The sequence below is a fragment of the Streptomyces sp. YGL11-2 genome, from assembly GCF_050054615.1.
Classification (GTDB): domain Bacteria; phylum Actinomycetota; class Actinomycetes; order Streptomycetales; family Streptomycetaceae; genus Streptomyces.
The window spans coordinates 113,382-120,087 of sequence record NZ_JBNHIN010000009.1 but is presented as its reverse complement, the minus strand read 5'-3'; the positions used below and the strand labels follow the sequence as shown (position 1 = coordinate 120,087).

General features: G+C 76.6%; 4 protein-coding genes. 1 reads left to right on the top strand and 3 read right to left on the bottom strand.

Annotated elements, in window-relative coordinates:
* Window positions 1-91 precede the first annotated feature (91 nt).
* The 3 genes from ACO1BR_RS13045 to ACO1BR_RS13035 all read right to left on the bottom strand — a co-directional run bounded on the left by ACO1BR_RS13045 (window position 92) and on the right by ACO1BR_RS13035 (window position 3,101).
* Window positions 92-349: a hypothetical protein gene (locus ACO1BR_RS13045; protein WP_426795223.1), complete on the bottom strand. Its 258-nt coding sequence runs from the start codon at window positions 347-349 to the stop codon at window positions 92-94.
* Window positions 350-638: 289 nt separating this feature from the next.
* A complete protein-coding gene (gene malQ, locus ACO1BR_RS13040) occupies window positions 639-2,825 on the bottom strand; it encodes a 4-alpha-glucanotransferase (protein WP_426795222.1) in 2,187 nt (728 codons plus the stop codon).
* A 6-nt stretch (window positions 2,826-2,831) separates the two neighbouring features.
* Window positions 2,832-3,101, bottom strand: coding sequence for a hypothetical protein (locus ACO1BR_RS13035; RefSeq protein WP_159503739.1), 270 nt, complete (start codon window positions 3,099-3,101; stop codon window positions 2,832-2,834).
* 595 nt (window positions 3,102-3,696) lie between these two features.
* Between ACO1BR_RS13035 and ACO1BR_RS13030 the strand changes: the two genes are divergently transcribed.
* Window positions 3,697-6,657: a beta-N-acetylglucosaminidase domain-containing protein gene (locus ACO1BR_RS13030; RefSeq protein ID WP_426795310.1), complete on the top strand. Its 2,961-nt coding sequence runs from the start codon at window positions 3,697-3,699 to the stop codon at window positions 6,655-6,657.
* Window positions 6,658-6,706 lie beyond the last annotated feature (49 nt).

Sequence of the window (6,706 nt, the reverse complement as noted above, 5' to 3'; positions counted from 1 at the left end):
CCCCCGGTCCGGATGGACCGGGGGCGCCCCTTCGGCGTCTCGGGCGCGGGCGGTTCGGCCCGCGGAGCCCGTGCTGTGTCCTGCGGTGGACTCAGCCCTTGGGCTTGGCCTGCTTGCGGGGCTTGTCGGTCATCATGACCAGCCCGGCGATGACCAGGAAGAGCACGATCGGCGTGACGACGTACAGGCCGAGCGTCTCGATCACGCTCAGGCCCGGACCCGGGTCGTCACCGTCGTCGCGGGTGAGCGCAAACGCGGGGGACGACATCAGCAGCAGCAGCGCGGTGCCGGCCGTGACGGTTCCGGCGCGCAGGGCGGTGTTCTTCACGTTCTTGACCTTGTTGCTCACCCAATCAACGTATCGGACGCCTGTGCACTCCGCTCGCCCGGGGTGGCGCAAGCCGCATCGCGGCAGGCCGACGGCATGACGGCGGGCGGGGGCGGGGCGGGGCGTCATGCCGAGGCGGGGCCGCGGGGCGGCGTCACCGGTCGACGGCGGGTGCGGTGCGGCGTCGCCGGTGGGAGGCGGGTCCGGGTTGCGGCGGGTCCGGCCACGGGTCCGGCTGTGGGCCTGCGCGCCCGGCCCGTACGAGGTCCCCGAGGCGGTGGAGGTGGCGGGAGTGGCGGCGGTGGCGGGGCTAGCGCTGCACCGACGCCAACTCGCGCATCAGCGCGTGCAGTCGGGGCGATGCCGCCAGCTGTTCCAGGGTCTGCGGGCGGCCGTCGGGGCCGGCGATCGGGAGGCGCCAGTTCGGGTATTCGTCCCAGGTCCCGGGGAGGTTCTGCGGGCGTCGGTCGCCCACCGTGTCCGGGAGCCAGACGCCGACCATCCGCGCCGGGGTGCGCAGCAGGAAGCGGTGCACGGCCTTGACCGCGGCCTCCTCGTCGCCGGCGCCCTCGGGGAGCAGCCCCTGCCGCGCCAACTCGCCCAGCCACTCGCGGAGTTCGTACGCGGCCCGGTGCCGTTCCCGCTCCGGGGGCCCGGCGAGCAGGCCGAGGCGGGCGCGCAGCGCGACGTCCTCGCCGGTCAGCCGGGCGGCGGTGGGCGGCAGATCGTGGGTGGTGACGGTGGCCAGGCAGTCGGCGCGCCACTCCTCGGGGGCGAGGATCCGGGCCTCGGCGGCGGCCGGCTCCGCCGCCGGGTCTCCGCCAGCCGCCGGGTCTCCGCCGGACGCCGGATCCGCGCCGGACGCCGGGTCGCCGGCGGGCGGGTCGCCGCTCCCGTAGTCCCGCTCGAACCACAGCACGGACGTGCCCAGCACCCCCCGTTCGGCGAGCGCGTCGCGGACGCCGGGCTCGACGGTGCCCAGGTCCTCGCCGATCACCGCCGCGCCCGCCCGGTGGGCCTCCAGGGCCAGTATCGAGAGCATCGCCTCGCCGTCGTAGCGGACGTAGGCGCCCTCGGTCGGCGGGCGGCCCTCGGGGACCCACCACAGCCGGAACAGCCCCATGACGTGGTCGATGCGCAGCGCGCCGGCGTGCCGCAGCAGCCCGTGCAGCAGCTCGCGGTACGGGGCGTAGCCGGCGGCGGCCAGGGCGTCCGGGCGCCAGGGCGGCAGGCCCCAGTCCTGGCCGCGGGAGTTGAAGGCGTCCGGCGGCGCGCCGACGGACATCCCGGCGGCGAAGGCGTGCCGCTGCGCCCAGGTGTCGGCGCCTGAGGGGTGCACGCCGACGGCGAGGTCGTGCACCAGCCCGATGCCCATCCCGGCCTCCCGGGCGGCCCGTTGGGCGGCGGCCAGCTGCTGGTCGGTGAGCCAGGCGAGCCGGGAGTGGAAGTCGATCCGGTCCAGGAGTGCGGGGCGCAGCCGGGCGGTCTGCGGCGAGCGGGGGTCGCGCAGCCCGGCGGGCCAGCCGCGCCAGTCGGGGCCGTGCCGTTCGGCGAGCGCGCACCAGGTGGCGTGGTCCTCCAGGGCCTGGCCCTGCTCGGCGAGGAAGTCGCAGTACGCGGCGCGGCGCCCCGGGGTGAGCGGGACGGCGCAGAGCAGCTCCAGGGCCTCCTGCTTGAGGGCCCAGACGGCGTCCCGGTCGATCAGCGCGCCGTCGTCGAGGACGGCGGTGCGCAGTGCGCGGGCCTGTGCGGCGAGTTCGCCGGCCCGGGCACGGTCGGCCCCGGTCAACTGGGCGTGTTCCGGGATGTGTTCGATCCGCAGGTGGACCGGGTCGGGGAAGCGGCGCGAGGAGGGGCGGTAGGGGGAGGGGTCGGTGGGCGGTCCGGGGACGGCCGCGTGCAGCGGGTTGAGCTGGAGGAAGCCGGTGCCCAGGGCGCGTCCGGACCAGGCGGCGAGGTCGGCGAGGTCCCCGAGGTCGCCCATGCCCCAGGAGTGCCGGGACAGCAGCGAGTAGAGCTGGACGAGGAAGCCGTGGCTGCGGCCGGGCGGCTCGGGGACCCGGTCGGGGGCGACGATGAGTCGGGCGCGGGCGGTGCGGCCGTCGGGGGCGTCGGCGCGGAGTTCGTGGACGCCGAGCGGCAGCCCGGCGAGCGGCGCGGATCCCGGTGTCCCGCCGTGGAACGTGCCGTTGCGGAGTTCGGCGCCGACGATGGCGCCGTCCTCGGTCCGCACCCGCAGGACAGTGCCCTCGGGAAGGCCGGGGAGGCGCGGCGGGCGGCCGTGGCGGGCGCTGACGGTGGGCGGGAGCAGGGCGCGGCGCGCGGTCTCCTCGTAGGCGGTCAGGGCGGTGCGTACGGCGTGCGGTGTGGAGGCGTCGACGCCCAGAGCGGCGAGCACGGCGACGACGGTGTCCTCGGAAACGTGGACGGCCTGGCCCGGCGAGGGTTCGTAGGACGTGGCGATGCCGTGGAGCCGGGCGAGCCGCGCGCGGCCCATGGCTGCTCAGACCTCCATGGACTCCGTGCCCAGGCCGGCGGCGGTGGGCTCGCTGGTCAGCGGGAGTTCGGCGGCGATGGGCACCTCGCTGGTCAGCGGGGCGATGTCGGCGAGCGGCGGCTCGCTGGTGAGCGGTGGTTCGGCGAAGCTGAAGGAGCCGGAGCCGTCCAGGCCGGAGTCGGGGCCGGAGACCCCGTCGAAGAGGTCGGGCTCGGCCGGCCCGGCCGCCGGTTTGGTGGACAGTGCGTCGAGGAGCAACTGAGCGGATGCGGCCACGCGGGCCTCCCGTTCATCGGTAGTGGGACACGTCTGCCCTACCCAGTCGAGACGATCGCAGACGTGCCCACCATGCAAACGTGACCCACGTCACACTAGTCGCCGGCAGGCGATTTCGCGGCGGGGAGCGCCGGCGGGCGCACAGAACACGCGGGAACGGGGTCCGGGGGCGCAATTCCTGCGGCGTGGCGCGGTGCCGGACGCCCGTCGCCCGCAGATCGCAAAAGGGGCATTACGGAACCCGTGCGGCAAGGCCGCCGCCGGGGGGCCAGAGCCTGCGCCGAGGCCCGGTTGACACGTTCACCGGCACAATGGTGGGCTCACGGCCGAAGGTCTGTCCGATCGGGTACCGGCGGGTACACAACCCCCCGGTTCCGCACGCCGCGCGCACCACGACCACCAGCCTCCACCGCGGCAACCGCCGGCCGGACGGGCGCTTTCGCGCGGGTGCCGGGGCGGCCGGACGGTGGGACGTAGGGGGCGCCGGCGCGGGCCGGCGAGCACGAGACGGGGACGAGGAGCGACCGTGCGAGTCCGGGGCGTATGGGGCGGCGGCAGGGCCGGGGCGACGGGCAGGGGACGCACCCGGGCGCGGGTGGCCGGGACCACCGCGCTGGCGGCGGCGGTGATCGGCGGTCTGCTGGGCGGCGTACCGAGCGCCCAGGCGGCGCCCGCCGACCCCTCCGCCGGGACGCCCGACCAGCCGGACCGGCCGGCCGGCGCCGGGCAGGTGCCCGCCGTCTGGCCGCGGCCCCAGTCGCTCCGGCAGCTCGGCACGGCCGTACCGCTCGGCGGGCAGGCGGTCCTGGTGACCGCGCCGGACACCGACCCGTACGCCCTGGACGTGCTGCGCGGGCTGCTGCGGGACGCCGGGGTGCGCACCGTGCGCCAGGTGGCGCCCGGCGACCGGCTGCCCGCGGACGGGCCGGTGTTCCTCGTCGGCGGCGCCCCGGCGGACGGCGCGCTGCGGGCGCTGCGGGTGCCCGCCCGCGGCGATCTGCCGTCCGGCGGCTACCGGCTCGCCGTCGGCCAGGTCGCCGGCCGGGACACCGTCGCGCTGGACGGGGTCGGCCCGGACGGCCTCTTCCACGCCGCGCAGACGCTCCGCCAACTGGTCGCGGACGGTCCGGACACAGGGCGGCAGCTGGCGTCGGTGGCCGTGCGGGACTGGCCCGCCACGGCGGTCCGGGGCACCACCGAGGGCTTCTACGGGCAGCCGTGGACGCGGGCGCAGCGGCTCGCCCAGCTGGACTTCATGGGCCGTACGAAGCAGAACCAGTACCTGTACGCGCCGGGCGACGACCCCTACCGCCAGGCGCAGTGGCGCGACCCGTACCCGGCCGAGCAGCGCGCCGACTTCCGGGCGCTCGCCGACCGGGCCCGCGCCAACCACGTGACGCTGGCCTGGGCGGTCGCCCCCGGCCAGGCGATGTGCCTGTCGTCCGAGGAGGATCTACGGGCGCTGCGCCGCAAGGTGGACGCGATGTGGGCGCTGGGGGTGCGCGCGTTCCAGCTCCAGTTCCAGGACGTCAGCTACAGCGAGTGGCACTGCGGCGCCGACGAGGAGACCTTCGGCACCGGTCCGCAGGCCGCCGCCAAGGCGCAGGCCGGGGTCGCCAACGCGCTGGCCCGGCACCTCGCCGAGCGCCATCCGGGGGCCGCGCCGCTGTCGCTGATGCCGACCGAGTACTACCAGGACGGCGCGACGGCGTACCGCGGTGCGCTGGCGGCGGCGCTCAACGACCGGGTGGAGGTGGCCTGGACGGGCGTGGGGGTGGTGCCGCGGACCATCACCGGCGGTGAACTGTCCGCCGCCCGCCAGGCGTTCGGCCACCCGCTGGTGACCATGGACAACTACCCGGTCAACGACTACGCCCAGGACCGGATCTTCCTCGGCCCGTACACGGGCCGCGAACCGGCGGTGGCCACCGGCTCGGCGGCGCTGCTCGCCAACGCCATGGAGCAGCCGGTCGCCTCCCGGATCCCGCTGTTCACCGCCGCCGACTATGCCTGGAACCCGCGCGACTACCGCCCGGCGCAGTCCTGGGACGCGGCCATCGACGACCTCGCGGGCGGCGACCAGGGCGCCCGTACGGCCCTGCGCACGCTGGCCGGCAACGCGTCCTCGTCGCTGCTGAACCGCGACGAGTCGGCCTACCTCCGGCCGCTGCTGGACCGCTTCTGGAAGGCCCGCGAGGCGGCGGTCAACCGCGGCCGGGCGGGCGACGACCCCGATTTCGCCGAGGCCGCCGCGGCGCTGCGGGCCGCCTTCCACACCATGGCCGCCGCGCCGAAGGGCCTGAACTCCGATCTGCGGGCCGAAGTCGGGCCGTGGGCCGCGCAGTTGGGGCGCTACGGCAGCGCCGGGGAGCAGGCCGTGGACACCCTGCTGGCGCAGGCGCACGGCGACGGGGACGCGGCCTGGTCGGCGCAGCGCGCGGTGCTGCGGCTGCGTACGGAGATCAGGCAGAGCCCGGCCACGGTCGGCACCGGCGTGCTCACGCCGTTCCTGGACCGGGCGATGACCGAGGCAGACGCCTGGACCGGCGCCCGCAACGCCGTCCCGCGGCCGGCGCAGGGCACCGACCCGGCGTCGCTGACCGTCCCCTTCCCGCGGGCCCGGCCGCTGGCCGCGGTCACCGCGCTGACCGAGCCGGGCCCGGCCGCGGGCGCGGTGTCCCTGGAGGCGCATGTGCCGGGCAGTGGCTGGCAGCGCCTCGGGCAGCTCTCGGCGACCGGCTGGACGGAGACGCAAACGGCCGGGCTGCGCGCCGACGCGGTACGGCTGACCTGGGCGAAGGGCGCCCAGGCACCGTCCGTGCACGCGCTGACGCCGTGGTTCGACGACACCTCGCGCGCTGGTCTGGAGCTGTCCCGCAAGGAGACCGACGCGGAGACCGGCGGCAGCGCCGCGGTGGACGCCCGGGTCTTCTCCCGCCGCCCGGCCGACGTCCACGACACGCTCACGGTCACGGCCCCCAAGGGCTTCACCGTCCATGCGCCGAAGGAGCTGACGGCGCCCCGCGGCGGCACCGCCACCGTCCCGCTCGCGGTGGACGTCCCGAAGGACGCCCCGTCCGGGACGTACGACATCGCCGTGGGCTTCGCGGGCCAGGAGCAGCATCTGACGGTCCGCGTGTATCCGCCCACCGGCGGCCCGAATCTGGCGCGCGGCGCGGACACCACCTCCTCCGGCGACGAGACCGACGACTTGCCGGCGTCCGCGGCCACCGACGGCGACCCGAAGACCCGCTGGTCCTCCCCCGCCGAGGACGACGCCTGGCTCCAGTTCGCGCTCCCCCGCCCCACCCGCCTCGGCCTGGTCGTCCTCAACTGGCAGGACGCCTACGCCGCCGCCTACCGCATCCAGGTCTCCTCCGACGGCCGCACCTGGCGCACCGCCGCCACGGTCCGCGACGGCAAGGGCGGCCGGGAGGCGATCCGGATGGACGCGAAGGACGCCCGCTTCGTGCGCGTCCAGGGGGACAAGCGGGCCACCCGGTTCGGGTACTCGCTGTGGGAGGTGGAGGCGTACGCAGTGACGCCGGGCGGCTAAGGGCTGTCCGACGGGTCAGGGCCGGGGGTGGGCCGGGGAAGCGCCGTGG

What these genes read in the sequence shown, in the direction of transcription:
- malQ (WP_426795222.1), bottom strand. Translation starts at nt 2,825, where the DNA reads ATGGGCCGCGCGCGGCTCGCCCGGCTCCACGGCATCGCCACGTCCTAC.